Source organism: Variovorax sp. KBW07, from assembly GCF_003852515.1.
GTDB lineage: Bacteria > Pseudomonadota > Gammaproteobacteria > Burkholderiales > Burkholderiaceae_C > Variovorax.
In genome coordinates this window covers 84080-107996 of sequence record NZ_QAJK01000100.1, presented here as the reverse complement: position 1 = coordinate 107996, position 23917 = coordinate 84080, and the positions used below count along the sequence as shown (strand labels likewise).

The 23917-nt window shown below is 64.7% G+C and carries 22 protein-coding genes; 16 read left to right on the top strand and 6 right to left on the bottom strand.

The features are described 5' to 3' along the window. Positions 1-136: 136 nt before the first annotated feature. On the bottom strand, positions 137-1321 hold the full coding sequence (gene metK, locus DBV14_RS20490; protein WP_124461494.1) for a methionine adenosyltransferase: 1185 nt from the start codon (positions 1319-1321) through the stop codon (positions 137-139). A gap of 221 nt (positions 1322-1542) precedes the next feature. Here metK and DBV14_RS20485 point away from each other — a divergent pair, with 221 nt between their 5' ends. Further along, a complete protein-coding gene (locus DBV14_RS20485; RefSeq protein ID WP_124461492.1) occupies positions 1543-2445 on the top strand; it encodes a lysophospholipid acyltransferase family protein in 903 nt (300 codons plus the stop codon). Continuing rightward, entirely contained in the window at positions 2442-3326 is an 885-nt protein-coding gene (locus tag DBV14_RS20480; RefSeq protein WP_124461490.1) for a lipid A biosynthesis acyltransferase, read from the top strand. The genes DBV14_RS20485 and DBV14_RS20480 overlap by 4 nt, the downstream gene beginning before the upstream one ends. Here the strand turns inward: DBV14_RS20480 and DBV14_RS20475 are convergent. Together DBV14_RS20475 and yihA are read right to left on the bottom strand one after the other, a co-directional pair. Next, positions 3320-4234: an alpha/beta fold hydrolase gene (locus tag DBV14_RS20475; protein WP_124461488.1), complete on the bottom strand. Its 915-nt coding sequence runs from the start codon at positions 4232-4234 to the stop codon at positions 3320-3322. The genes DBV14_RS20480 and DBV14_RS20475 overlap by 7 nt on opposite strands. Before the next feature lie 85 nt (positions 4235-4319). Continuing rightward, positions 4320-5072, bottom strand: coding sequence for a ribosome biogenesis GTP-binding protein YihA/YsxC (gene yihA / locus DBV14_RS20470; RefSeq protein WP_124461486.1), 753 nt, complete (start codon positions 5070-5072; stop codon positions 4320-4322). 72 nt (positions 5073-5144) lie between these two features. On the opposite strand from yihA, the gene DBV14_RS20465 reads away from it, so the two are divergent. From DBV14_RS20465 to DBV14_RS20445, 5 genes are all read left to right on the top strand, one after another. Continuing rightward, complete coding sequence (locus tag DBV14_RS20465; RefSeq protein ID WP_124461484.1) at positions 5145-5819, top strand: cytochrome c; 675 nt, start codon at positions 5145-5147, stop codon at positions 5817-5819. A 127-nt stretch (positions 5820-5946) separates the two neighbouring features. Then, complete coding sequence (locus DBV14_RS20460) at positions 5947-8136, top strand: cytochrome c biogenesis protein ResB (RefSeq protein WP_124461482.1); 2190 nt, start codon at positions 5947-5949, stop codon at positions 8134-8136. After that, entirely contained in the window at positions 8133-9449 is a 1317-nt protein-coding gene (ccsB, locus tag DBV14_RS20455) for a c-type cytochrome biogenesis protein CcsB (RefSeq protein WP_124461480.1), read from the top strand. The genes DBV14_RS20460 and ccsB overlap by 4 nt, the downstream gene beginning before the upstream one ends. Positions 9450-9574: 125 nt before the next feature. Then, on the top strand, positions 9575-10588 hold the full coding sequence (gene msrP, locus DBV14_RS20450; protein WP_124461478.1) for a protein-methionine-sulfoxide reductase catalytic subunit MsrP: 1014 nt from the start codon (positions 9575-9577) through the stop codon (positions 10586-10588). Positions 10589-10619: 31 nt separating this feature from the next. Further along, positions 10620-11276, top strand: coding sequence for a sulfite oxidase heme-binding subunit YedZ (locus DBV14_RS20445; protein ID WP_124461476.1), 657 nt, complete (start codon positions 10620-10622; stop codon positions 11274-11276). Positions 11277-11305: 29 nt separating this feature from the next. Here DBV14_RS20445 and lysA read toward each other — a convergent pair whose 3' ends face one another. Both lysA and DBV14_RS20435 read right to left on the bottom strand, forming a co-directional pair. Further along, positions 11306-12598, bottom strand: coding sequence for a diaminopimelate decarboxylase (gene lysA, locus DBV14_RS20440; protein ID WP_124461473.1), 1293 nt, complete (start codon positions 12596-12598; stop codon positions 11306-11308). Next, on the bottom strand, positions 12595-12837 hold the full coding sequence (locus DBV14_RS20435; RefSeq protein ID WP_311732852.1) for a lipoprotein: 243 nt from the start codon (positions 12835-12837) through the stop codon (positions 12595-12597). Before DBV14_RS20435 ends, lysA begins: the two co-directional genes overlap by 4 nt. Before the next feature lie 63 nt (positions 12838-12900). Between DBV14_RS20435 and cyaY the strand changes: the two genes are divergently transcribed. Continuing rightward, a complete protein-coding gene (gene cyaY, locus DBV14_RS20430) occupies positions 12901-13236 on the top strand; it encodes an iron donor protein CyaY (protein WP_124461470.1) in 336 nt (111 codons plus the stop codon). 9 nt (positions 13237-13245) lie between these two features. On the opposite strand, the gene DBV14_RS20425 is transcribed toward cyaY, so the two are convergent. Beyond that, positions 13246-15654, bottom strand: a complete 2409-nt coding sequence (locus tag DBV14_RS20425) for a penicillin-binding protein 1A (RefSeq protein WP_124461468.1) — start codon at positions 15652-15654, stop codon at positions 13246-13248. Between the two features lie 239 nt (positions 15655-15893). Here DBV14_RS20425 and DBV14_RS20420 point away from each other — a divergent pair, with 239 nt between their 5' ends. The 8 genes from DBV14_RS20420 (at position 15894) to DBV14_RS20385 (ending at position 23889) form a co-directional block, all read left to right on the top strand. Next, positions 15894-16973 carry a pilus assembly protein PilM gene (locus tag DBV14_RS20420; protein ID WP_124461466.1) on the top strand — a complete coding sequence of 360 codons (1080 nt, stop codon included), beginning with the start codon at positions 15894-15896 and terminating at the stop codon, positions 16971-16973. Continuing rightward, positions 16970-17590, top strand: a complete 621-nt coding sequence (locus DBV14_RS20415; protein WP_124461464.1) for a PilN domain-containing protein — start codon at positions 16970-16972, stop codon at positions 17588-17590. The genes DBV14_RS20420 and DBV14_RS20415 overlap by 4 nt, the downstream gene beginning before the upstream one ends. Before the next feature lie 6 nt (positions 17591-17596). After that, complete coding sequence (locus tag DBV14_RS20410; RefSeq protein ID WP_124461462.1) at positions 17597-18274, top strand: type 4a pilus biogenesis protein PilO; 678 nt, start codon at positions 17597-17599, stop codon at positions 18272-18274. Continuing rightward, positions 18271-18810, top strand: coding sequence for a pilus assembly protein PilP (locus DBV14_RS20405; protein ID WP_124461460.1), 540 nt, complete (start codon positions 18271-18273; stop codon positions 18808-18810). Before DBV14_RS20410 ends, DBV14_RS20405 begins: the two co-directional genes overlap by 4 nt. Next, positions 18807-20969, top strand: coding sequence for a type IV pilus secretin PilQ (pilQ, locus tag DBV14_RS20400; protein WP_124461459.1), 2163 nt, complete (start codon positions 18807-18809; stop codon positions 20967-20969). Before DBV14_RS20405 ends, pilQ begins: the two co-directional genes overlap by 4 nt. A gap of 23 nt (positions 20970-20992) precedes the next feature. Continuing rightward, positions 20993-21541: a shikimate kinase gene (locus DBV14_RS20395; protein ID WP_124461457.1), complete on the top strand. Its 549-nt coding sequence runs from the start codon at positions 20993-20995 to the stop codon at positions 21539-21541. Between the two features lie 34 nt (positions 21542-21575). Further along, the gene (gene aroB, locus DBV14_RS20390; RefSeq protein ID WP_124461455.1) at positions 21576-22685 is read left to right on the top strand and encodes a 3-dehydroquinate synthase; all 1110 of its coding nucleotides are present in this window, start codon (positions 21576-21578) and stop codon (positions 22683-22685) included. A 73-nt stretch (positions 22686-22758) separates the two neighbouring features. Then, positions 22759-23889 carry a deoxyguanosinetriphosphate triphosphohydrolase gene (locus tag DBV14_RS20385; RefSeq protein ID WP_124461453.1) on the top strand — a complete coding sequence of 377 codons (1131 nt, stop codon included), beginning with the start codon at positions 22759-22761 and terminating at the stop codon, positions 23887-23889. The last annotated feature ends 28 nt before the right edge of the window (positions 23890-23917 follow it).

Sequence of the window (23917 nt, the reverse complement as noted above, 5' to 3'; positions counted from 1 at the left end):
CAGTCGCACAAACCAAGAATGCCCCCGCCCCCGAATGCACCCGCCCCAAACCACAACGCCATGAAAAAAGCCCCAACGCGAAAGCGCAGGGGCTCTTGGTAACAGGGTCGCCTACAGCAAAGGCGACCGGGGCCGTTCAGCGCAGACCAGCAGCAGCGCGCAGTGCCGCCGCTTGCGTCGTTGCTTCCCAGGTGAACTCCGGCTCTTCGCGGCCGAAGTGGCCGTACGCCGCCGTCTTCTGGTAGATCGGGCGCAGCAGGTCGAGCATCTGGATGATGCCCTTCGGACGCAGGTCGAAATGCTCGCGCACAAGTTCCGCGATCTTCTCGTCGGGGATCACGCCCGTGCCTTCCGTGTACACCGTGATGTTCATCGGTTCAGCCACGCCGATCGCGTACGCCACCTGGATCTGGCACTGGCGTGCAATGCCGGCAGCCACGATGTTCTTGGCCACGTAGCGCGCTGCGTAGGCAGCCGAGCGGTCGACCTTCGACGGGTCCTTGCCCGAGAACGCGCCGCCGCCGTGCGGGCACGCGCCGCCGTAGGTGTCGACGATGATCTTGCGACCCGTCAGGCCGCAGTCGCCCTGCGGGCCGCCGATGACGAAACGGCCGGTCGGGTTGATCAGGAAGCGCGTGTCCTTCAGCCATTCCTTCGGCAGCACCGGTTTGATGATTTCCTCGATGATCGCTTCGTTGAACGAAGCCTTCATCTTGGTCTGCGTCTCGCTCTGGTCGGGATGGTGCTGCGTTGACAGCACGACGGTGTCGATACTGTGCGGCTTGCCGTCCACGTAGCGCATCGTGACCTGGCTCTTTGCGTCGGGACGCAGGAAGGGCAGGCGGCCGTCCTTGCGCAGCTGTGCCTGGCGCTCCACGAGGCGGTGCGCGTAGTAGATGGGCGCGGGCATCAGCTCGGGCGTTTCGTCGCAGGCGTAGCCGAACATCAGGCCCTGGTCACCGGCGCCGGTGTTCAGGTGGTCGTCCGATGCGTGGTCCACGCCCTGGGCGATGTCGTTGGACTGCTTGTCGTAGCAGACCATCACGGCGCAACCCTTGTAGTCGATGCCGTACTCGGTGTTGTCGTAGCCGATGCGCTTGATGGTGTCGCGCGCGACCTGGATGTAGTCGACGTGCGCGTTGGTCGTGATTTCGCCGGCGAGCACCACGAGGCCGGTGTTGGTCAGCGTTTCGGCGGCCACGCGGCTGCGGGGGTCCTGCTCGAAGATAGCGTCCAGGATGGCATCCGAGATCTGGTCGGCGACCTTGTCGGGGTGGCCTTCGGAAACGGATTCGGAAGTGAAGAGGAAATCGTTCGCCATTTGTTCAAAGCTCCTTGAAGTTGATTGGCGCGTTGCCAACTCTGCGGAGCCCTGGCGAACGCTTTAGCAGAGTGTCGAAAGAATCGACGGGGCACAATCGCTTTGCGCTTGTGTTTGTCGCCCTGCAAGTTGTTCCGTAACTCGGCGACAATTTGCATTCTATTCGAGCCGCGCAATACCATGCGCGCGCGTCCGTTTTTCGACTCCCCTCCCGTTTTTCCATGATCACCCTGTTCCGCCTGCTTGCCCGCGTGCCGATGCCGTTGATGCATCGCCTCGGCGCCATGCTGGGCTGGCTGGTCTGGTGGTGCGCGCCGGACTACCGCCGCCGCTTCAAGGCCCACGCCGAGCGCGCGGGCTTCGCGCCCGACCAATACCGTCCCGCCATCGCCGCCGCCGGCAAGATGGCTTCCGAACTGCCCTGGCTCTGGCTGCGCCCGCACGGCGAAACCGTGCTGCCGCGCGTGGTGCGCTGGGAAGGCGTCGAAGCCTTCGAAGCCGCCATGCAGGCCAAGAAGGGCGTGATCCTGGTGGCCCCCCACCTGGGAAGTTGGGAAATGTGCGGCCAGGCCATCGGCGAACGCTTCCTGGCGGCCTACGGGCCCATCACCGCGCTGTTTCGCCCGGCGCGCAAGAAATGGATGGCCAACCTGATCGCCGCGGGTTCGCGCGACAGGCCCGGCCTGCAGACACTGCCGACCAACAACAGCGGCGTGCGCGGCCTGATCCGCACCCTGCGTGGTGGCGGCTACACCGGCATTCTTCCCGACCAGGTGCCGCCGTTGGGGCAGGGCGTCTGGGCGCCTTTCCTGGGGCGGCCGGCCTACACCATGACCCTGCTTCCGCGCCTGGCGCAACAAACCGGTGCCGCCTGCTTCCTCAGCGTGTGCGAACGGCTGCCGCGCGGCGCCGGCTACGTGATCCGCTTCGAGCCCATCGTCGGTACGGCGCTGACCGATCCGGCGGCATCCATCGAGGATGCCGCCGCCGCCATGAACGACGCCATCGGGCGGCTGATCCACAGCCTGCCCGGGCAGTACGTGTGGGACTACGCCCGCTACAAGGAGCCGCGCGCCGAGCGCGTGGCCGCTGCCACCACCGCCTCCACCGGGGAGGCGCCATGAGCCTCGGTTCCCAACTCGGCATCGGCTTCATGCGGGCGATTGCGCCGCTGCCGCTGCCGTTCGTGCGCGGTTTCGGCGCGTTGCTCGGCCGCATCCTGCATACCGTGGCCGTGCCCCGCCGGCGCGTGGTCGACACCAACCTTGCCGTCTGCTTCCCGGAGAAATCGGAGGCCGAGCGCCGTGCCATCGCGCGCGAGACTTTCGTCTTCGTGGCCCAGTCGTGGCTGGACCGAAGCTGGCTCTGGCACGCGCCCGAGAAAGTGGTGGCGAGCCGCCTCAAGGTGGTCGGCGCGGCACCGGAGATCCGCGAAATCGCCGATGGCGACGCGCCCATGATCCTGTTCGCGCCGCATTTCTACGGCCTGGACGCTGCCGCCACCGCGCTGACCATGCACACGGCCCGGCCGTCGGCCACCATCTACACGACCCAGCGCGACCCGATGGTCGATGCCTGGATTCGCGAGGGCCGCACGCGCTTCGGCGACGTGGCCGCGCTGAACCGGGTCGATGGCATCAAGCCGGTGCTGTCGGGCCTGCGCAAGGGCGGGCTGCTGTACCTGCTGCCCGACATGGATTTCGGCCGCGACCAGACCATCTTCGTGCCGTTCTACGGTGTGCAGGCGGCCACCGTGCCCTCGCTCTCGCGTTTCGCGCGGCTGGGCAAGGCCAAGGTGGTGCCGATCGTGTCGAAGCTCACGCCGGGCGGCTACGAAATCCAGGTGCTGCCGACCTGGCAGAACTTTCCCACCGACGATGTCGAGGCCGACACGGCGCTCATGAACGAGCGGCTGCAGGGCTACATCGACACGATGCCTTCCCAGTACTACTGGGTGCACCGTCGGTTCAAGACGCGCCCCGAAGGCGACCCCCCGATCTACTGAGCGCGCTGCAGGAAGGCCTCGATCTCCCGGGCCACCAACTGCGGCTGCTCATGCACGATCCAGTGGGTCGCGTTGGGCACTTTCTTGACTTCGAGCTTGGGCACGTAGTCTTCGAGCCCTTCGAGCAGGCCTGGCAACAGCGCCGCGTCGTCGAGCGCCCAGAACACGAAGGTCGGCACGTTCACCGTGAGCCGTTCGCGCGGCAGCACCGGAATGCCGTCGATGGTCTGGCCCGGCAGCGGCGGCTTCATGGGCGTCACGCGGTACAGGTTGCAGGCCCCCGTGAGGCCCGCGCCCCAGACTTCGCGGTACTTCTGCTTCACTTCTTCGGTGAGCCAGCCGAAGCCATCGGGGCCGGCCTTCATCAGCGTGAAGAAGGGCCACATGCGCTTGAAGTCGTCGGCGGCCAGCAGCGCTTCGGAATCGGGGCGCGCCAGGAAGTTCATGTACGCGCTGGCCTGCTGCTGCGCCGGGTTCTCGCGCAGTTCGCGCGTGAAGGTGCCCGGGTGCGGCGAATTGATGATGACCAGCTTGCCGACCTGCTCGGGAAAGGCGTTGGCATAGCCCCAGCCAAAGGCGCCGCCCCAGTCGTGGGCGACCAGTGCGGCCATGCGGCCGTCGGCGCTTTCGGTGGCGACGAGCTGCTGGATGTCCTGGATCAGCAGTTGCGCCTTGTAGGCGGCCACTTCGGTGGGCGCGCTCGATTTCTCGAAGCCGCGCAGGTTGGGGGCCACGCAGCGGTAGCCCCCATGGGCGGGGTCCGAGAAGTACGCGAGCAGTTCGTCCCAGATGAACGCGGCTTCGGGAAAGCCGTGCAGGAACACCATCAGCGGCTGGCCCGGCTTGCCGGCGGCGCGGCAACTCAGGGTGGTGCCGTTGGGCAGGCTGCGTTGGAAGGTCTCGATCATGCTTCTTGTCTCCTTGGGTTGACTGTCGCTATTCTTTTGATAGTGAACCATGCACGCTGGACGGCCGATGCAGCCTGTTTGGGGTTCAGGCCTCCTCGGGCGGCTCCTGTGCTGGCGTCGGCTGCGTCGCCGGTGCGGCTGCTCCATCTGGATGCACCCAGCGCCACAGCAGCTCGGCCGCTTCGCCCACGCCCTGCTTTTTCAGGGCCGAGAACAGTTTGACCTCGCCGCCGCCGGCGTTCAGTCGCGTAATCGACAGCACCTTGGCGGCTTCGCTGCGCGTGAGCTTGTCGGACTTGGTCAGCAGCACGAGGAACTTGAGCCCTTGCTCCACCCGTGGGCGGATCACGTCGAGCAGGATCTCGTCGAGCTCGGTCAGGCCTTGCCGCGGGTCGCACATCAGCACCACGCCGCGCAGGCTCTCGCGCGTCATCAGGTAGTTGCCCATCACGCGTTGCCAGCGCAGCTTGGCTTCCTTGGGCACGGCCGCATAGCCGTAGCCGGGCAGGTCGGCCAGCACCGCGTCGTCGACCTTCTGCTTGCCGATGCCGAACAGGTTGATGTGCTGCGTGCGGCCCGGTGTCTTGGAGGCGAAAGCCAGGCGCGTCTGCTGCGTCAGGGTGTTGATGGCGGTCGACTTGCCCGCGTTCGAGCGGCCGACGAAAGCGATTTCGGGCAGGTCGACTGGGGGCAGGTGCTCCAGCTGGGGCGCGCTGGTCAGGAAGTGGGCGGTGTGCAGCCAGCCGAGCGCAACACGCTCGCGTTCGGCAACTTGGGGGTCCGCAGGCTGAGCCGCGCGGGGAGGGTAGGCGGCGGACTTGCGCGGCGGGGTGGGCATCTACGGACTTTCGAAACTAGACCCACATTGTAGAATCGTGAGGTTTTGCGCCATAAATTCGAAGCCCCCGATATGAAGTTGTTTGCCAATATTCTGCTTGCAGCCCTCATGGGCGTCGCAGCCAGCGCGAGTTTTGCAGCCGATGAGCATGCAGCGGCCCCCGCCGTCGCAGCGCCCGCGAAGCCGGCCAAGCCCGACCCCGCCAAGGGCGACACGGTGTTCAACGCAACGCCGGCGAACAGCCAGAGCTGCGCTTCGTGCCACAACGCGGATGGCAATTCGGCCATCGCGGCCAACCCGAAGCTGGCGCAACAGCATCCCGAATACATCCTCAAGCAGCTCCAGGACTTCAAGTCCGGCAAGCGCAAGAGCGCCATCATGAAGCCGCTGGCCGCGGCGCTGTCCGAAGAAGACATGCGCAACATCGCCTGGTTCGTGGGCTCGAAGAAGGTCAAGCCGGGCTTCTCGAAAGACAAGGACACCATCGCGCTGGGCGAGAAGATCTACCGCGGCGGCATCGGTGACCGCCAGATCCCGGCCTGCGCCGGCTGCCACAGCCCCAACGGCGCCGGCATGCCCGCCCAGTACCCGCGCCTGGGCGGCCAGAACGCCGAGTACACCGTGGCGCAGCTGGTGGCCTTTCGCGACAACGTCCGCCTGAACAGCGCGCCCATGAACGGTGTCGCCGCCAAGCTCAACGACCGCGAAATCAAGGCCGTGGCCGACTACATCGCCGGCCTGCGCTGATGCCGGCGCGCCTTCGAGCGTGAACTAACCGCCGATAACAACCCCAAACAAAGGGCGGGCCGATCCAGCAGGATGGATGGCCCGCCCTTTTGTTTTTTTCTTCTCTTTTCTTTCTAATTTCCGCCCGATGTCCGTCTCCACTCATGGCCTTCGCGTTCATCGCGGCCCGCAGGTGCTTCGCGCCGGGGTGGAGCTGTTCTCGTCGATGCGCTTCGCGATCGCGCTGCTCACCGTCATCTGCATCGCCTCGATCATCGGCACGGTGATCAAGCAGCACGAGCCGATCAACAACTACATCAACCAGTTCGGCCCGTTCTGGGCCGAGCTGTTCCGGGCCGCCCGGCTCGACTCGATCTACAGCGCCTGGTGGTTCCTGCTGATCTTGCTGTTCCTGGTGATCAGCACCACGCTGTGCATTGCGCGCAACACGCCGCGCATCCTGATCGATCTCAAGACCTTCAAGGAAGACATCCGCGCGCAGAGCCTGAAGGCCTTCGGCCAGCGCGCCGAAGCGCAGCTCGGCGAGGCGCCCGACGCCGCGGCCAACCGCATCGGCCAACTGCTGGTGAGCGGTGGCTGGAAGGTCAAGCTGCAGCAGCGCGAAGCCACCGGTGACGGCAAGTCGGCAGGCGGCTGGATGGTCGCCGCGCGTGCCGGCGGCGCCCACAAGCTGGGCTACATCGCGGCCCACAGCGCGATCGTGCTGGTGTGCATCGGCGGACTGCTCGATGGCGACCTCGTGGTGCGCGCGCAGACCTGGTTCAACGGCAAGAGCGTGTTCACGGGCGGCGGCATGATCGCCGACGTGGCGCCCGAGCACCGGCTGTCGGCCAGCAACCCGACCTTTCGCGGCAACATCCTCGTGCCCGAAGGCGGGCAGGGCAGCGTGGCCATCCTTAACCAGTCCGATGGCGTGCTGCTGCAGGAGTTGCCGTTCTCCATTGAGCTGAAGAAGTTCATCGTCGATTACTACTCGACCGGCATGCCCAAGCTGTTCGCGAGCGAGGTCGTGCTGCACGACCGCGAGACCGGCGAGCAGGTGCCGGCGCGCATCGAGGTCAACCATCCGGCGAGCTACAAGGGCGTGGAGATCTACCAGTCGAGCTTCGACGACGGCGGCTCCAAGGTGAAGCTCAAGGCGGTGCCGATGGCGGCCGCGGCCAAGCCCTTCGAGGTCGAAGGCATCATCGGCGGGCCGAGCACCGAGATCACCAACGGCAAGGAAAAACTCACGCTCGAATATGCGGCGCTGCGCGTGATCAACGTCGAGAATTTCGCCGACGGCGGCGCCATGGGCAGCGGCGCCGACGTGCGCAAGGTCGACCTGCGGCACAGCCTCGAGTCGCGCCTGGGCGCGGCCAACAAGACCAACAAGCCCAAGGTGCTGCGCAACATCGGCCCGAGCATCGGCTACAAGCTGCGCGACGCCGCGGGCCAGGCGCGGGAATACCAGAACTACATGGTGCCGGTCGACACCGGCGACGGCCAGCCGGTGTTCCTGCTGGGCATGCGCGAGAAGCCCGAAGAGCCTTTCCGCTACCTGCGCGTGCCGGCCGACGAGCAGGGCTCCATGGACGGTTTCGTGCGCATGCGCGCCGCGCTCGGCGACGCCGACACCCGCGCGCGCGCCATCGAGCGCTACATCGCCAAGGCGACCGATCCCAAGCGCCCTGAAATGGCCGAGCAGCTGCGCGTGTCGGCCACCCGCGCGCTGGCGCTGTTTGCGGGCAGCGAGCGTGCCAAGGCCGACGCCGCCACGCTGGGCGGCTGGCAGGCGATTGCCGAGTTCATGGAAGTCAACGTGCCCGAGGCCGAGCGCGAGCGCGCCGGCGCGGTGCTCGTGCGCATCCTCAACGACGTGCTGTTCGAGGTGCTCAATCTGAGCCGCGAGGGTGCCGGCCTGCCTGCGGTGCCGAGCGACGACAAATCGCAGGCCTACCTGACGCAGGCGGTGCTGGCCATCAGCGACGCGCATTTCTACCCGGCCCCGGTCGCGATGATGATGACCGACTTCACCCAGGTGCAGGCCAGCGTGTTCCAGGTGGCGCGTGCCCCTGGCAAGAGCGTCGTCTATCTGGGCTGCCTGTTGCTGATCGTCGGGATTTTTGCCATGCTGTACGTCCGCGAGCGCAGGCTGTGGGTGTGGCTGACGCCCCAGGGCGCCGGTTCCGCAGGCAACACAAACAGCGCAAACAACACAACGGCCGCCACGATGGCCTTCTCGGTCAACCGCAAGACCATCGACAGCGATCGCGAATTCGAGCATCTCAAGCACAAGCTGCTCGCACTGAACAAAGAAGAACCGGCGACAAAATGAACACCACGACCCTCACGCTCAATGAAAGCTGGCTCTCGCGCCGCAACCTCTTCGACTGGGTGTTCGCGGCGCTGGTACTGGCGGGTGGCCTGTTCGCCTTCACGCGCTACGCAGGGTCGATGGACTACTACGAGAAGCCGATCCTGGCCGCGGCGGTGATCTCGATGATTTCCATCGGCTGGTTCTGGCGTCCGTTGCGGGTGCTGGCCATCGTGGTGGCGGCGGCGTCGCTGCTGGCCATCACCTCGTACCAGGGCGACCTGGCGCGTGCCGACACCGTGTTCTGGCTCAAGTACTTCCTGTCGAGCCAGTCGGCCATTCTCTGGATGAGCGTGCTGTTCTTCATGAGCACGCTGTTCTACTGGCTCGGCTTCTTCGGCGGCAAGCAGTCGGACACCTTCGACATGATCGGCTCGCGCCTGGCCTGGGCTGCCGTCACGATGGCGCTGATCGGCACCATGGTGCGCTGGTACGAAAGCCACCAGCTGGGCCCGGACATCGGCCACATCCCGGTGAGCAACCTGTACGAAGTGTTCGTGCTGTTTTGCTGGCTCACGGCTGCGTTCTACCTGTACTTCGAAGAGCGATACAACACCCGTGCACTCGGTGCCTTCGTGATGCTGGTGGTCAGCGCGGCGGTCGGCTTTTTGCTCTGGTACACGATCGTGCGCGAGGCGCATGAAATCCAGCCGCTGGTGCCTGCGTTGCAGAGCTGGTGGATGAAGCTGCACGTACCGGCCAACTTCATCGGCTATGGGACCTTCGCGCTCGCGGCGATGGTGGCCTTTGCCTACCTCATCAAGGAGCAGGCCAGCGAAACGCGCTGGTACAAGCTCACGCCGATCTGGCTGCTGGGCGTGGCGCTGTGCTTCGTGCCGGTGGCCTTTCGCCAGCGCGTGCAGGAAGCGGGTGGCAGCTACTGGGTGGTGTACGCGGGAATCTCGGCGCTGATCGCGGCCGGCATCCTGCTCGGGCGCAAGCGCATCGCGGCGCGCCTGCCGGCCAACGAAGTGCTCGACGACGTGATGTACAAGTCGATCACGGTCGGCTTTGCCTTCTTCACCATCGCGACCGTGCTCGGCGCCCTGTGGGCCGCCGATGCCTGGGGCGGCTACTGGAGCTGGGACCCGAAGGAAACCTGGGCGCTGATCGTCTGGCTCAACTACGCGGCCTGGCTGCACATGCGGCTCGTGAAGGGCCTGCGCGGCACTGTAGCGGCCTGGTGGGCGCTCGGCGGCCTGGCGGTGACGACCTTTGCCTTCCTCGGCGTCAACATGTTCCTGAGCGGCCTGCACAGCTACGGCACCTTGTAGGCGCAGGCCCCGGCGGCATCTGGCCTTTTGCGAAGAATTGAAACCACGCGCCGCAATGGCGCGTAACCAAACCAGGGCAAGTCACGAACTACCCTGAGCACAACGATTCACGCGAAAGGCCTGTCATGTCGTTCCATTCCCGTTCGCCCCGCCGCGACACCAGCGGTTTTACGCATCCGCTGTCGAGCGAAATCACGCCGCGCGCCGCCTACGAAGGCCGGCGCGACATGCTCAAGCTGATGGCCGGTGGCATGGCTGGCGCGGCACTGGCCGGCTTTGCCGGGCGCGAAGCATTCGCCCAGGCCGCCGGCCCCCACAAGCTGGCATTGCTGCCGGGCGGCAAGTCGGCGGTGCCGGGTGCGATGTCGATGGAAAAGCTCACCGACTACAAGGACGCATCGAGCTACAACAACTTCTACGAGTTCGGCACCGACAAGGGCGACCCGGTCAAGAATGCCGGCACGCTGAAGACGCGGCCATGGACCGTGGAGGTCGAAGGCCTGGTCAAGAAGCCGGGCAAGTACGGCATCGAAGACCTGCTCAAGCTCAGTGCGCAGGAAGAACGCATTTACCGCCTGCGCTGCGTCGAAGGCTGGTCGATGGTCATCCCGTGGGTCGGCTATTCGCTGGCTGAGTTGATCAAGAAAGTCGAGCCGCAGGGCAACGCCAAGTTCATCGAGTTCGTGACGCTGGCCGATCCCAAGACCATGCCTTTCGTCGGCTCGCGCGTGCTCGACTGGCCCTACACCGAAGGCCTGCGCATGGACGAAGCCATGCACCCGCTGACGCTGCTGGCCTTCGGCATGTACGGCGAGGTGCTGCCCAACCAGAACGGCGCGCCGGTGCGCCTCGTGGTGCCATGGAAGTACGGTTTCAAGTCGGCCAAGTCGCTCGTCAAGATCCGCTTTGTCGAGAAGGAGCCGAGCACGGCCTGGAACAAGGCGGCGGCGCAGGAGTACGGCTTCTATTCGAACGTGAACCCGAATGTCGACCATCCGCGCTGGAGCCAGGCCACCGAGCGCCGCATCGGCGACGGCGGCGGCCTGTTCGCCAAGCGTCGCAAGACCGAGATGTTCAACGGCTACGAAGCCCAGGTCGGCCAGCTCTATGCGGGCATGGACCTGAAGAAGAACTACTGAGCCTGCCACGCCGCCTGAGGGCCATCGTCCCATGAACAAGCTGCTCATGCATCCGGCGACCAAGCCGGTCATCTTCCTGCTGTGCCTGCTGCCGTTCGCGCGGCTGGGCTACGGCGCGTTCACCGACGGGCTGGGAGCCAATCCGGCCGAGTTCCTGATTCGCGCCACGGGCGACTGGACGCTGCGCTTCATCTGCATCGTGCTGGCGGTGACGCCGCTTCGCGTGACGGCCAAATGGAATGCGCTGGCACGCTACCGCCGCATGCTGGGCCTGTTCGCGTACTTCTATGTGGTGCTGCACCTGCTGTGCTACAGCTGGTTCGACATGGGTTTCGAGTGGGGCGATATTGCCAAGGACATCGCCAAGCGGCCGTTCATCCTGGTCGGCTTCTCGGCCTTCGTGCTGCTGACGCCGCTGGCCGCCACGTCGTTCAACCGCGCGATCAAGGCGATGGGCGCGAAGCGCTGGCAGATGCTGCACAAGCTGGTCTACGTGATCGCGGGCCTGGGCCTGCTGCACTTTTTCTGGATGCGCGCGGGCAAGAACAACTTCGCCGAGGTGTTCGTCTACGCCGCGATCATCGCGGTGCTGCTTGGATGGCGCGTTTGGAACTTCGCGAGCAAGCGCAAGGCAAGCAAGCCCCGGGCGGCGGTGGCACGCAGCAGCGAGAAGCCGCTGCGCACCTGATCGATCGCGATCGATCAGGTCAGGTCAGGTCAACCATCGACCTGTTCGTTGCGCAACTGGTCTTCCATCGTCTCGCGACGGCGGATCAGCTTTGCGCTGGCGCCACTCACCAACACTTCGGCGGCGCGGGCCCGCGTGTTGTAGTTGCTGGCCATGCTCATGCAGTACGCGCCCGCCGACAGCACGGCCAGCAGGTCGCCGGCCACCACGTTGAGCGCACGGTCGCGGCCGATCCAGTCGCCGCTTTCGCAGACCGGGCCGACCACGTCGTAGGTCGGTGCGTCGCCGGCGCGGGTGCGCAGCGGCACGATCTTGTGGAAGGCCTGGTACATGGCGGGACGCGGCAGGTCGTTCATGGCCGCATCGACGATGCAGAAATTCTTGTCCTCGCCGGGCTTGGTATAGAGCACTTCGGTCACGCACACGCCGGCGTTGCCCACCAGCGAGCGGCCCGGCTCGATGACCAGCTTGCGCTGGCCGAAACCACGCGCGTCGAGCTTCGCGAGCAACTGCTGCCAGAGGTCATCGGCCTTGGGTGGCACTTCGCCGTTGTAGTCGATGCCCAGGCCGCCACCGAAGTCGAGATGGTGAATCGGCACGCCGGCCGCTTCGATGGCCTCGACCAGGTCGAGCACCCGGTCGCAGGCGTCCAGGTATGGGGAGGCTTCGGTGATCTGCGAACCGATGTGGCAGTCGATGCCGACCACTTCGAGGCCCGGCAGCTTGGCGGCATGCAGGTAGGCCCCGACCGCGCGGTCATGCGCGATGCCGAACTTGTTGCCCTTCAGGCCGGTGGAAATGTATGGGTGCGTCTTCGGATCGACGTTCGGATTGATGCGGATGCTGACGGGCGCGCGGCGGCCTTCGGCCAGTGCCACTTCGTTGAGCACGTCGAGCTCGGCTTCGCTCTCGACGTTGAAGCAGGCGATATTGGCTGCGAGGGCCTGGCGCATTTCCGCGCGGGTCTTGCCGACGCCCGAGAAAATGATCTTCGCCGGATCGGCGCCGACGGCCAGCACGCGCGCCAGTTCGCCGCCCGACACGATGTCGAAGCCGCAGCCCGCCTCGGCGAACACGCGCAGCACGCCGAGCGAGGAGTTGGCCTTCATCGCATAGCAGATGAGTGTTTCGCGGCCCTCGAAGCCGCGCTGGTATGCGGCCAGCGCGTCCAGCATCCATTGCTTCGAATAGACGAAAAGAGGGGTGCCGTGCTCACGGGCCAATGCGTCGAGCGCGAGGCCTTCGACGTGAAGCGCGCCGTCGCGGTCCGTAATGTGCGGGTGGCCGGGGTGGGGTGCGGGAGACGCGGTGCTGCTCGTCATGGCTTGCGCGCTCCGCTGCTGTTGTTGCTGTTGCTGCTGTCGGAGCCCGAGCTCGCGGCTGGGGCGCTGCTGGCTGGGGCCGGTGCCGCCTCTGTCGAAGGCGTCGCCTTCAATCCGCCGGGCGTCAGAAGCTGGGGTAGTGTGGCCCGTTGCGCGGCAGCCGGATCGTCCGGCAGATAGAGAGCGCCCTTTTGGCCGCAGGCAGCCAAACCGGCTGCCCCCACGGCAAGGCAGACCATGAGCGCAGTGCGGGCGCGAGCGCTCACTAGAATTTGGCGGAGATTCAACATGATGAAATTGTAATGACCGACACCGAGTACATGGACCGCGCCGAAGCCGCACTTGCCGCCATCGAGCAGGGCTGCGACCGCATCAACGACGCGACCGACGCCGACATCGACAACCAGAGGGTGGGCGGGATGATCACGATTTCGTTCCCGAATGGCAGCCAGTTGATCGTGAACCTGCAAAAGCCCCTGCAGGAAATCTGGCTTGCCGCGCGTTCCGGCGGCTACCACTACCGACACGATGGCCAGGCCTGGGTCGACACCAAGACCGGCGAAGAGTTCTTCGGCAACCTGTCGCGCGAGGCGACTCTGCAGGCAGGGCAGCCGCTGGCTTTCGCGGCGGCTGCCTGACCGCCATCGTCAGTTCCTGAAGAGGTCGAGGATGCGATTGCGTTCCTCGGGCGGAGGCGGGGCACTGATCGGTGCCCCGGTCAGCGACTCCACCGGCGCGGCAGGCGCCGCTTCCACGCCCAGGCTTGCAACGCCGCGGCCCGGTGCGTAGTCGTCGTAGTACCACTCGCCGCCCACGTTCACGATGCCCGAGGGCGGCGTGGCGGACAGGTCGGTCACGGGCACGCCCTTGATGGCGGTTTCCATGTAGTTGATCCAGATCGGCAGGCTCAGGCCGCCGCCGGTCTCGCGGTCGCCCAGGTTGCGCGGGGTGTCGTAGCCGATCCACGAAATGGCGGTCATCGTCGGCTGGAAGCCTGCGAACCAGGCGTCGAGCGAGTCGTTGGTGGTGCCGGTCTTGCCGTAGAGGTCAGTGCGCTTGAGCATGGCCTGAGCCTTGGCGGCGGTGCCGGCGCGGGCCACGGAATTGAGCAGCGTGTCCATGATGAAGGCGTTGCGCTGGGGAATGGCGCGGTTGGCGTCGTTGAGCAGCGGCGGCTGCTTGTCGACCAGCAGCTTGTCCTTGTGGTCGGTGATGCGGGTCACGAGGTACGGATTGACGCGGTAGCCGCCATTGGCGAATACCGAGTAGCCCACCGCCATCTGCATTGGCGTGACGGAACCGGCGCCGAGCGCCATCGGCAGGTAGGCGGGGTGCTTGTCCTTGTCGAAGCCGAAGTTGGTGATCCACTCTTGCGCATAGCGGGTGCCGATGGATTGCAGGATGCGGATCGACACCAGGTTCTTCGACTTCATCAGCGCGGTGCGCATCGACATCGGACCGTCGTAGCCGCCGCCGTAGTTCTTGGGCTCCCACGGCTGGCCGCCAGTGGTGCCGGCGTCGAAGAACAACGGGCCGTCGTTGATGACGGTGGCGGGCGTGAAGCCCTTTTCGAGCGCGGCCGAGTAGATGAACGGCTTGAAGCTCGAACCCGGCTGGCGCCAGGCCTGTGTGACGTGGTTGAACTTGTTCTTGCCGAAATCGAAGCCGCCGACCAGCGCCTTGATAGCGCCATCGCGCGGGTCCATGGCGATGAACGCGCCTTCGACTTCGGGCAGCTGCGTGATTTCCCAGGTGTTCTTGGGCGTCTTCACCACGCGGATCACCGCGCCGCGGCGGATCTTGATGTTGGGTGGGGCCTTGTCGGACAGGCCCGATTGCGCGGGCTTCAAGCCTTCGCCGGTGATCTGCACCGCGTCGCCATTGCCGCGCACCGCCGAGATTTCCTTGGCGTTGGCCTTGAGCACCACGGCGGCCATCACGTCACCGTTGTCGGGGTGGTCGGTGAGCGCGTCGTCCACGGCCTCGTCGAGCTCCTTGGGGTCGTTGGGCAGATCGACGAACTTCTCGGGGCCGCGATAGATCTGGCGGCGCTCGTAGTCCATGATGCCTTTGCGCAGCGCCTTGTAGGCCGCAGCCTGGTCGGCCGCCACCAGCGAGGTGTAGACCTTGAGGCCGCGCGTGTAGGTGCTGTCGCCGTACTGCGCGTACATCAGCTGGCGCACCGTCTCGGCGACGTACTCTGCGTGCAGGCGGTTCGGGTCGGCGGCATCGCGCAGGTGCAACTCTTCCTTCTTGGCTTCGGCGGCCTGCTCGGCGGTGATGAAGCCGGCCTCTTGCATGCGGTCGATCACGTAGAACTGGCGGCCGCGCGCGCGCTGCGGGTTGTTGACCGGGTTGTTGGCACCGGGCGCCTTGGGCAGGCCGGCCAGCATCGCGGCTTGGGCGATCGTGAGTTCTTGCAGGGGTTTGCCGAAATACGCTTCGGACGCCGCGGCAAAGCCGTAGGCGCGATTGCCCAGGTAGATCTGGTTCAGGTAGATCTCGAAGATCTGGTCCTTGCTGAGCAGGTGCTCGAGCTTGAAGGTCAGCAGCACTTCGTAGATCTTGCGGGTCAGGGTTTTTTCAGAACTCAGGTAGACGTTGCGCGCCACCTGCATCGTGATGGTCGAGGCGCCCTGGCTCTTCACGCGGTTCATGTTGGCCAGGCCTGCGCGCACCATGCCCTTGTAGTCGACGCCCCCGTGGTCGTAGAAGCGGGTGTCCTCGGCGGCGAGCACGGCTTCTTTCACGACCTTGGGAATGGCGGCGATCGGCGTGAGGTTGCGCCGCTCTTCGCCGAATTCACCGATCAGCGTGCCTTCGGCTGAGAAGACCCGCAGCGGCAGCTTCGGCCGGTAGTCGGAGAGCTCCGAGATGTCCGGCAGGTTCGGGTAGGCCACCGCAAGGGCCACGGCGACCACGCACAGGACCGACAGCACACCGGCCGCGGCGATGCCGAACCCCCAGAAAAAGAAGCGCAGCAGCCATTTCAGCCAGGCTGGTCGTGCGGGGGGTGGGGTCTTGGCTGGCCCTTTGGGGCGAGGAGTTTCTTGCATGAGGGCCCGGAGAGTCACCGGACATTATAAAAAGCCGACCCCTTCGCACGATCCGATCTTTGTGACCCTTCTGACGCTCTAATCCAAAAGTTACAGAATGCGGCTTTGACGTCAGGTTTTGACAACGATTGAAGGTTTTGCCCCCCGGGGTTGCTTGGTTGGCGCTACGCCTGCTGCTAGCATGCAACCGAACGCAAATTTTTCCATTGGTTACAAATACAGGGGGAGAGGGACCTAACTTGGCTGCTCTTGGATCATTGTTTCGTCGTCAGAACGCTCCCCTGCTGGGGCTGGACGTCAGTTCGTCCAGCGTGAAGCTGGTCGAGCTCGGCCGTGAGGCCAGCGGCAAGCTGGTTCTGGAACGCTGTGCCATCGAACCACTGGAACGTGGCTGGATCACCGACGGCAATGTCGAGAAGTTCGACGAAGTCGCGGAAGCCGTTCGGCGCGTCGTTCGCAAGAGCGGCACGCGCACCCGCAACGTCGCGCTGGCGCTGCCGCCATCGGCTGTGATCACCAAGAAGATCATTCTTCCGGGCGGCATGAGCGAGCAGGAGCTCGAGATTCAGGTCGAGTCCGAAGCCAATCAATACATCCCTTTCTCGCTGGACGAAGTCAGTCTTGACTTTTGCGTAACAGGGCCGAGTGCCACGTCCGTTGGCGACGTCGAGGTGCTGATCGCGGCCTCCCGCAAAGAGAAGGTGCAGGATCGCGAAGGCCTTGCGGAAGCTGCAGGCCTGAAGGCCATGATTCTCGACGTCGAGTCTTATGCTTCCCGGCTTGCAACAGCCCGCCTGATCGAACAACTGCCCGGCAAGGGCGTGGATTCGATCGTGGCACTGTTCGAGGTGGGCGCTTTCACGACCAGCATGCAGGTGCTGCGCAACCAGGAAGTGCTGTATGACCGCGACCAGGCATTCGGCGGTGCGCAGCTGACCCAGCTGATCGTGCGTCAGTACGGTTTTTCAGCAGAGGAGGCCGAAGCCAAGAAGCGCAGTGGCGACCTGCCGGACGACTACGGCTCCGGCGTGCTCAAGCCCTTTGTGGAAAGCATCGCGCAGGAAATTGCGCGCGCATTGCAGTTCTTCTTTACCAGCACGCCGCACAACCGCGTGGACTACGTGTTGCTGGCCGGCGGTTCGTCGTCATTGCCGGGATTGACCAATGCAGTGACGCGCCAAACTTCGTTCGCCTGCTCGCTCGTGAACCCTTTCGACGGCATGGAGTTCGGCCCGGGCCTGCGCGAGAAGAAGGTTCGTCGTGAGGCGCCTTCCTACCTGACCTCGTGCGGGCTGGCCATGCGGAGGTTTCTGCAGTGATTCTGATCAACCTGCTTCCGCACCGCGAAGCTGCGCGCAAGCGCCGGCGCGAGGCTTTCTATGGATCGCTGGGCGCCGCGGCGGTGCTCGGCGTGCTGATCGCCGGTCTCGGCTATCTCTGGTTCGAGGCTCAGATTTCGGCGCAACAATCGAAGAACGGCTTTCTGCAAGCCGAGATCAAGAAGCTCGAGGTCGAGATCAAGGAAATTTCGACACTGCAGGAAGAAATTGCAGCCCTGCGCGCACGTCAACAGGCTGTTGAAGACCTGCAGGGCGATCGCAACCTGCCAGTTCATTTGCTCAACGAGCTCGTCCGGCAATTGCCCGACGGGGTGTATCTGACCAGCATGAAGCAGGAAAATCAGACTGTCACGTTGCAGGGCATGGCGCAATCGAACGAACGTGTGTCGGAATTGTTGCGTAATCTTGGCAACAACAGTCCCTGGCTGGTGAAGCCGGAGTTGGTCGAGATCACTTCTTCGACGGTGAATCTGAGCCAGCGCGATCAACGCCGCGTGGCGAACTTCACGATGCGCATTGGCCTGACGCGTCCCACTGACGCCCAGAAGGCCGCTGCCGACAAGGCAGTGGCCGCGGCGGCGCAATCCAAGGGGTAACCGATCATGGCAAGCAATCGCCCCTCTCAAAAAATAGACGTCGCCGCCGCATTGCGGGGTTTCGGCGAGCAGTTTCGCGGGCTGAATCCGAACGATCCGTCGGTATGGCCGGCAGTGCCGCGCTATGCGCTGTGCTTTGCGGTGACCGCCCTGGTGCTGGTGGCGCTATGGTTTGTCTGGCTGACAAATTCCAATGACGAACTCGAGAGCGAGCGCGCCAAGGAAGTCGTGCTCAAGACGGACTATCAGAAAAAGGTGGCGCAGGCCGCCAACCTCGATTTGCTCAAGAAGCAGCGCGAGCAGGTGCAGCAGTATGTGACCTTGCTTGAGAAGCAGTTGCCGAGCAAAGCGGAAATGGACGCACTGCTCTCGGACATCAACCAAGCGGGGCTCGGTCGCAGCCTGCAGTTCGAACTGTTTCGTCCAGGGCAGGTGTCGGTCAAGGACTACTACGCCGAGCTTCCGATTGCTGTTCGCGTCACGGGTCGGTACCACGACATGGGGGCCTTTGCTGCCGATGTTGCCGGGCTTTCACGAATCGTGACGCTCAACAATGTGACAGTCACGCCGCAAAAGGAAAAGGACATCCTGACAATGGATGCCACAGCGCGCACCTTCCGCTATCTTGATGAAGAAGAGCGAGCCATTCAGAAACGCGCTGCGGCGCCAAAGGCGAAGAAATGAAGGTCGCAGCCAAAGTCCTGTGGCTGGCGCTGGCCGCACTGGGCCTGAGCGCATGTGACTCCGGCCAGGAAGACCTGCAGCGCTGGATGGCCGAAGAGCGCGCCCAGGTGAAGCCCTCGGTGCCGCCGATCACGGCACCCAAGAAGTTCACGCCGCAAGCCTACACCGAAGCCTCGTCGTTCGAGCCGTTCAACATGCTGAAGCTGACGCAGGCGCTGCGCCGCGAATCGAACCAGCCGAGCACGTCGGAACTGATTGCGCCTGAACTGGCGCGTCGCAAGGAATCGCTCGAAGCGTTCCCGCTCGACTCGATGGCCATGGTCGGCAGCATGAATCGCAATGGCCAGCCAGTGGCGCTGGTGCGTGTCGACAAGCTGCTCTACAAGGTGCGCGTCGGCGAATACCTGGGACTCAACTACGGGCGCATTACCCGTATCAACGAAACCGAAGTCGCCTTGCGAGAAATCGTGCAAGACGCCGCCGGTGAATGGATCGAACGCGTGGCAACGCTGCAGCTGCAAGAGAGTGCGAAATGAACCAACAAAAATCAATGATGGCACAGTGGCTGCGCGCTGCCGGGCTGGGTCTGCTGGCGTTCGGTGCAATGGCCGTGGCCCATGCGCAGAATGCAATCGAAGCAGTAACCAGTTCGACGCAGTCCGGCTCCGAAGTGATCCGGATCGATCTCGCGCAACCGCTGACGGCGGTGCCGGCCGGTTTTGTCGTGCAGGCGCCGGCGCGCATCGCGCTGGACTTCCCGGGCGTCACGAATGCCATCGGGCGCTCAGCGATCGAGGTGAATCAGGGCAACCTGCGTTCGGTCAACGTAGTCCAGGCCGGCGAACGCAGCCGGGTGGTGCTGAACCTGAAGCAAGCTACCGCCTACAAGGCCGAGATTCAGGGCAAGTCGTTGCTGGTCATCCTTGAGCCAACGGCGGGTGCTGCACTGGCGGTTTCCGCGGCGACGACTTTTGCGGAAAACCGCAATCGTGACACTCTGCCTCTTCGGGACGTCGATTTCCGTCTGGGATCCGATAGCACCGGCCGAGTCATCGTGGACTTGCCGAACAACCAGGTTGGTGTCGACGTCAAGCAGCAGGGCAAGAACCTCGTGGTGGAGTTCACCAAGTCGACATTGCCTGAAGGCCTGCGCCGTCGCCTCGATGTGGCCGACTTTGGGACCCCGGTCCAACTGATCACTTCGCAGCAGTCCGGCGACCGGGTTCGCATGACGATCGAGGGCAAGGGCGACTGGGAGCACAGCGCCTACCAGAGCGAGAACCAGTTCGTGGTGGAGATGCGGGCCCGCAAGGTCGATCCGACCAAGCTCACGCAAGGTGCTGGCTACAACGGCGAGAAGCTCTCGCTCAACTTCCAGAATATCGAGATCCGCTCGCTGCTGCAGGTGATCGCCGACTTCACGAACTTCAATATCGTGACCTCGGATTCGGTGAATGGTGCGTTGACGCTGCGGCTGAAAGATGTGCCGTGGGACCAGGCGCTTGACATCATCATGCAAGCGAAGAATCTGGGCATGCGCAAGAACGGCAGCGTGCTTTGGATTGCGCCCAAGGATGAAATCAACGCCAAGGAAAAGCTTGAGTTTGAAGCCAAGGCCGCGATCGAGAATCTAGAGCCACTCCGGACACAGTCGTTTCAGCTTAACTACACCAAAGCTATTGCCATCGCGCAAGGTTTGACCGGCACAGGCGCGTCAGCGGGGGGGAGCGGAACCACGACCCGTATCCTGAGCCCGCGTGGCAGCGTGATCGCCGAGTCGCGTACCAATCAGCTGTTCGTCTCCGATATTCCGTCGCGCCTGGCTCAGGTGACCGAGTTGATTCAAAAGCTTGATATCCCGGTGCGCCAGGTGCTGATCGAGGCCCGGATCGTCGAAGCTTCCGACACCTTCGGCAAATCGCTTGGTGTGAAGCTGGGTGGCGGCGTGATCAATCGCAACAACTCGCTCGGGACTTGGCCTTCAGTTACCGGTGGTGGTTCGACGACTTCGTCAACCACAACGGGCAACACTACAACCAGGACCTCGACCGCGACCAGCCCCACGGTAACTTTTGGCTCCCCGACCAGCAGCAACTTCATCAACTTGCCGGCCGGCGACGCGGGTGGCACGGGCAATGCAGCCGGTTCCTTCGCCCTTTCGCTGTTCAACTCAAGCTTCTCGCGCATGTTGAACTTGGAAATCTCCGCGCTCGAAGCCGACGGCAAGGGCAAGCTGGTGTCCAGCCCTCGCGTCATCACCGCCGACCAGACCAAGGCGTTGATCGAACAGGGTGAAGAAATCCCGTACCAGCAAGCGACGTCCAGCGGTGCAACTTCCATCTCGTTCCGAAAGGCGGTGCTGAAGCTCGAAGTCACGCCGCAGATCACGCCCGAAGGCAACATCATCCTGACCCTGGATGTGAGCAAGGATGCCCGAGGCATCAACACGTCGGCGGGCCCGGCCATCAACACCAAGCACGTGCAGACCGAGGTGCTGGTCGAGAACGGCGGCACGGTCGTCATCGGTGGTATCTTCGAACTTACCGAAACCAATGACGAATCGCGCATTCCGGTGCTGGGTGAAGTGCCCTATGTGGGAGCACTGTTCCGCAAGCGCGAACGCGTTGTCAACAAGACCGAAATGCTCGTCTTTATCACCCCGAAGATGATTACCGACCGCAACGCCGCGCGCTGACGCGCGGGCGTAGCAGCCACCGCGTGGCGGTCGCACTTGTCGGGTTGCCCGGCGCCGGAAAGTCCGCTGTGGGCCGGCGCCTGGGGATGCGGCTGGGCCTTCCCTTCGTTGACACGGACCATGTGATCGAGCACCGCATCGGCTGCTCGATCCGCGACTACTTCGAGCGCGAAGGCGAAATTGCCTTCCGCGACCTCGAGCAATCCGTGATCGCCGACCTCTCGGCCAATGCAGAGGGTGTGCTCGCCACCGGCGGTGGCGCCGTGCTGCGCGAAGCCAACCGCAGCCAGCTGCGCGACCATTTCCATGTGATCTACCTGCGTTCCACGCCCGAGGACCTGTTTCGGCGCCTGCGCCACGATGTCAAGCGGCCCTTGCTGCAGGTGGCCGATCCGCTGGGCCGGCTTCGCGAACTGCACGACGCACGCGATCCGTTCTACCGGGAAACGGCCCACGACGTAGTCGACACCGGCCGGCCGTCGATCGCCATGCTGGTGAACATCATCGTGATGCAGCTCGAGCTGGCCGGCATCGTCGAGCCAGGCGCCCACCCGGAAGAGCCCTCGGCCTGAGCCTGTACGGGCCGCAGCGCCTAAACTCGCGGGCATGCCTTTGTCCGTACTTTCCGCCTCGCCAGAACGCGTCGACATCCAGCTCGGCGACCGCAGCTACCCGATCCTGATCGGTGCCGGCCTGCTGGACGACCCCCAGAGCTTTGCCGCCACGCCCGCGGCCGCATCCGCCCTGATCGTCAGCAACACCACGGTGGCGCCGCTCTATGCCCAGGCGCTGCGCGCCGCCCTGGCAAGCCGGTTCCGCACCGTGCATCTGCTCGAGCTGCCCGACGGCGAAGTGCACAAGAACCTGCAGACCCTGAACCTGATCTTCGACGCCTTGCTCGGCCATGGCAGCGACCGCAAGACCGTGCTGTTCGCGCTGGGCGGCGGCGTCGTGGGCGACATGACGGGGTTCGCCGCCGCGAGCTACATGCGCGGCGTACCTTTCGTCCAGGTGCCGACCACGCTGCTGGCGCAGGTCGACTCATCGGTCGGCGGCAAGACAGCCATCAACCATCCGCTCGGCAAGAACATGATCGGCGCGTTCTACCAGCCGCAGCTTGTGCTGTGCGACCTGGACACGCTGCAGACCCTGCCGCCGCGCGAACTCAGCGCGGGCCTGGCCGAAGTCATCAAGTACGGGCCGATCCACGACATGGCCTTCTTCGACTGGATCGAAGCGAATATCGACGCATTGACGGGGCGCGAACCCGCCGCCTTGGCGTACGCCGTCAAGCGCAGTTGCGAGATCAAGGCACTGGTGGTCGGCCAGGACGAGCGCGAGACGGGCCTGCGCGCCATTCTCAATTTCGGCCACACCTTCGGCCATGCGATCGAGTCCGGCCTTGGCTACGGCGAGTGGCTGCACGGCGAAGCGGTCGGCTGCGGCATGGTCATGGCGGCGCACCTGTCGCAGCGGCTCGGCGGCATCGATGCAGCCTTTGTCGAGCGGCTTACGCGCCTGATCGAGCGCGCCGGCCTGCCCATCGTCGGCCCCGCGCTCGGCGCTGAGCGCTACCTGGAACTGATGCGCGTCGACAAGAAGTCGGAGGCCGGCGAGATCCGCTTCGTGGTGATCGACAAGCCCGGCTCGGCCGTGGTTCGCAGCGCGCCCGACGCACTTGTGCGCGAAGTGCTCGCGCAGTGCTGCGTGGAATGAGCGCCGCGCCGGGCCGCCCCAAGCAAGCTCGCTCCCGCTTGGCGGGAAGGCGCGCAGCGCCAAGGGTGCACCAATGAGCCTCGCGGCCTATGCCTGCCACCCCGCGAAGTCGCGAGGGAGGCGCCATGCCGAGCCGCCCGCGCCCACGCGCGACGCCTTCCAGCGCGACCGCGACCGCATCGTTCATTCGACCGCATTCCGACGGCTGGTCTACAAGACCCAGGTCTTCCTGAACCACGAAGGCGACCTGTTCCGCACGCGACTGACGCACTCGCTGGAAGTGGCGCAACTGGGCCGCTCCATCGCTCGCGCCCTGCGCATCAACGAAGACCTTGTCGAAGCCATCGCGCTGGCGCATGACCTGGGCCACACGCCCTTCGGACACGCCGGGCAGGATGCGCTCAATGCCTGCATGGCGGACCACGGCGGCTTCGAGCACAACCTGCAGAGCCTGCGCGTGGTCGATGCGCTCGAACACCGCTACCCGCAGTACGACGGCCTGAACCTCAGCTTCGAGACCCGCGAGGGCATCCTCAAGCATTGCTCGCGCGCCAACGCCGAGCGTCTGGAAGCGGGCGAGCCGAATGGCGTGGCGCGGCGATTTCTGGACCGCACGCAGCCGGGGCTTGAAGCCCAACTGTGCAACCTGGCCGATGCCATTGCGTACAACGCCCACGACATCGACGATGGCGTGCGCTCGGGCCTCATCAGCGTCGAGCAACTGGCCGAGGTGGAGCTTTTCGAGCGCTACCGCCGCGAGGCACTGGCCGAGCACCCGCAATTGCAAGACCGCCGCGTGCTCTACGAAACCATCCGGCGCATGCTGAGTGCACAGGTCTACGACGTGATCGACGCGACGCGCGCGGCGCTCGAAGCGCTCGCACCGGCAGACGCCGATGCGGTCCGCCAGGCCCCGCCCATCGTCGCTTTCAGCGAAACCATGCAGGCGCAATCGGACGAGCTCAAGCGCTTCCTGTTCCGCAACCTGTACCGGCATTCCCAGGTGACCCAGACCACTGACCAGGCGCAGCAGGTGGTGCGCGAGCTGTTCGACGCCTATCTGGAGCGCAACGACGAGATGCCTGTTTCCTACGCCGACCGCCGCGACAGGCAACGCGCGGTGGCCGACTACATCGCCGGCATGACCGATCGCTTCGCCATGCGCGAGCACGAGCGGTTGACGGGGCGTCGAGGCATCGCATGAGCGCGGCACCCGACCGTTCCGGCGCTGT

What these genes read in the sequence shown, in the direction of transcription:
- metK (WP_124461494.1), bottom strand. Translation starts at nt 1,321, where the DNA reads ATGGCGAACGATTTCCTCTTCACTTCCGAATCCGTTTCCGAAGGCCAC.
- DBV14_RS20485 (WP_124461492.1), top strand. Translation starts at nt 1,543, where the DNA reads ATGATCACCCTGTTCCGCCTGCTTGCCCGCGTGCCGATGCCGTTGATG.
- DBV14_RS20480 (WP_124461490.1), top strand. Translation starts at nt 2,442, where the DNA reads ATGAGCCTCGGTTCCCAACTCGGCATCGGCTTCATGCGGGCGATTGCG.
- DBV14_RS20475 (WP_124461488.1), bottom strand. Translation starts at nt 4,234, where the DNA reads ATGATCGAGACCTTCCAACGCAGCCTGCCCAACGGCACCACCCTGAGT.
- yihA (WP_124461486.1), bottom strand. Translation starts at nt 5,072, where the DNA reads ATGCCCACCCCGCCGCGCAAGTCCGCCGCCTACCCTCCCCGCGCGGCT.
- DBV14_RS20465 (WP_124461484.1), top strand. Translation starts at nt 5,145, where the DNA reads ATGAAGTTGTTTGCCAATATTCTGCTTGCAGCCCTCATGGGCGTCGCA.
- DBV14_RS20460 (WP_124461482.1), top strand. Translation starts at nt 5,947, where the DNA reads ATGTCCGTCTCCACTCATGGCCTTCGCGTTCATCGCGGCCCGCAGGTG.
- ccsB (WP_124461480.1), top strand. Translation starts at nt 8,133, where the DNA reads ATGAACACCACGACCCTCACGCTCAATGAAAGCTGGCTCTCGCGCCGC.
- msrP (WP_124461478.1), top strand. Translation starts at nt 9,575, where the DNA reads ATGTCGTTCCATTCCCGTTCGCCCCGCCGCGACACCAGCGGTTTTACG.
- DBV14_RS20445 (WP_124461476.1), top strand. Translation starts at nt 10,620, where the DNA reads ATGAACAAGCTGCTCATGCATCCGGCGACCAAGCCGGTCATCTTCCTG.
- lysA (WP_124461473.1), bottom strand. Translation starts at nt 12,598, where the DNA reads ATGACGAGCAGCACCGCGTCTCCCGCACCCCACCCCGGCCACCCGCAC.
- DBV14_RS20435 (WP_311732852.1), bottom strand. Translation starts at nt 12,837, where the DNA reads ATGGTCTGCCTTGCCGTGGGGGCAGCCGGTTTGGCTGCCTGCGGCCAA.
- cyaY (WP_124461470.1), top strand. Translation starts at nt 12,901, where the DNA reads ATGACCGACACCGAGTACATGGACCGCGCCGAAGCCGCACTTGCCGCC.
- DBV14_RS20425 (WP_124461468.1), bottom strand. Translation starts at nt 15,654, where the DNA reads ATGCAAGAAACTCCTCGCCCCAAAGGGCCAGCCAAGACCCCACCCCCC.
- DBV14_RS20410 (WP_124461462.1), top strand. Translation starts at nt 17,597, where the DNA reads ATGGCAAGCAATCGCCCCTCTCAAAAAATAGACGTCGCCGCCGCATTG.
- DBV14_RS20405 (WP_124461460.1), top strand. Translation starts at nt 18,271, where the DNA reads ATGAAGGTCGCAGCCAAAGTCCTGTGGCTGGCGCTGGCCGCACTGGGC.
- pilQ (WP_124461459.1), top strand. Translation starts at nt 18,807, where the DNA reads ATGAACCAACAAAAATCAATGATGGCACAGTGGCTGCGCGCTGCCGGG.
- aroB (WP_124461455.1), top strand. Translation starts at nt 21,576, where the DNA reads ATGCCTTTGTCCGTACTTTCCGCCTCGCCAGAACGCGTCGACATCCAG.
- DBV14_RS20385 (WP_124461453.1), top strand. Translation starts at nt 22,759, where the DNA reads ATGAGCCTCGCGGCCTATGCCTGCCACCCCGCGAAGTCGCGAGGGAGG.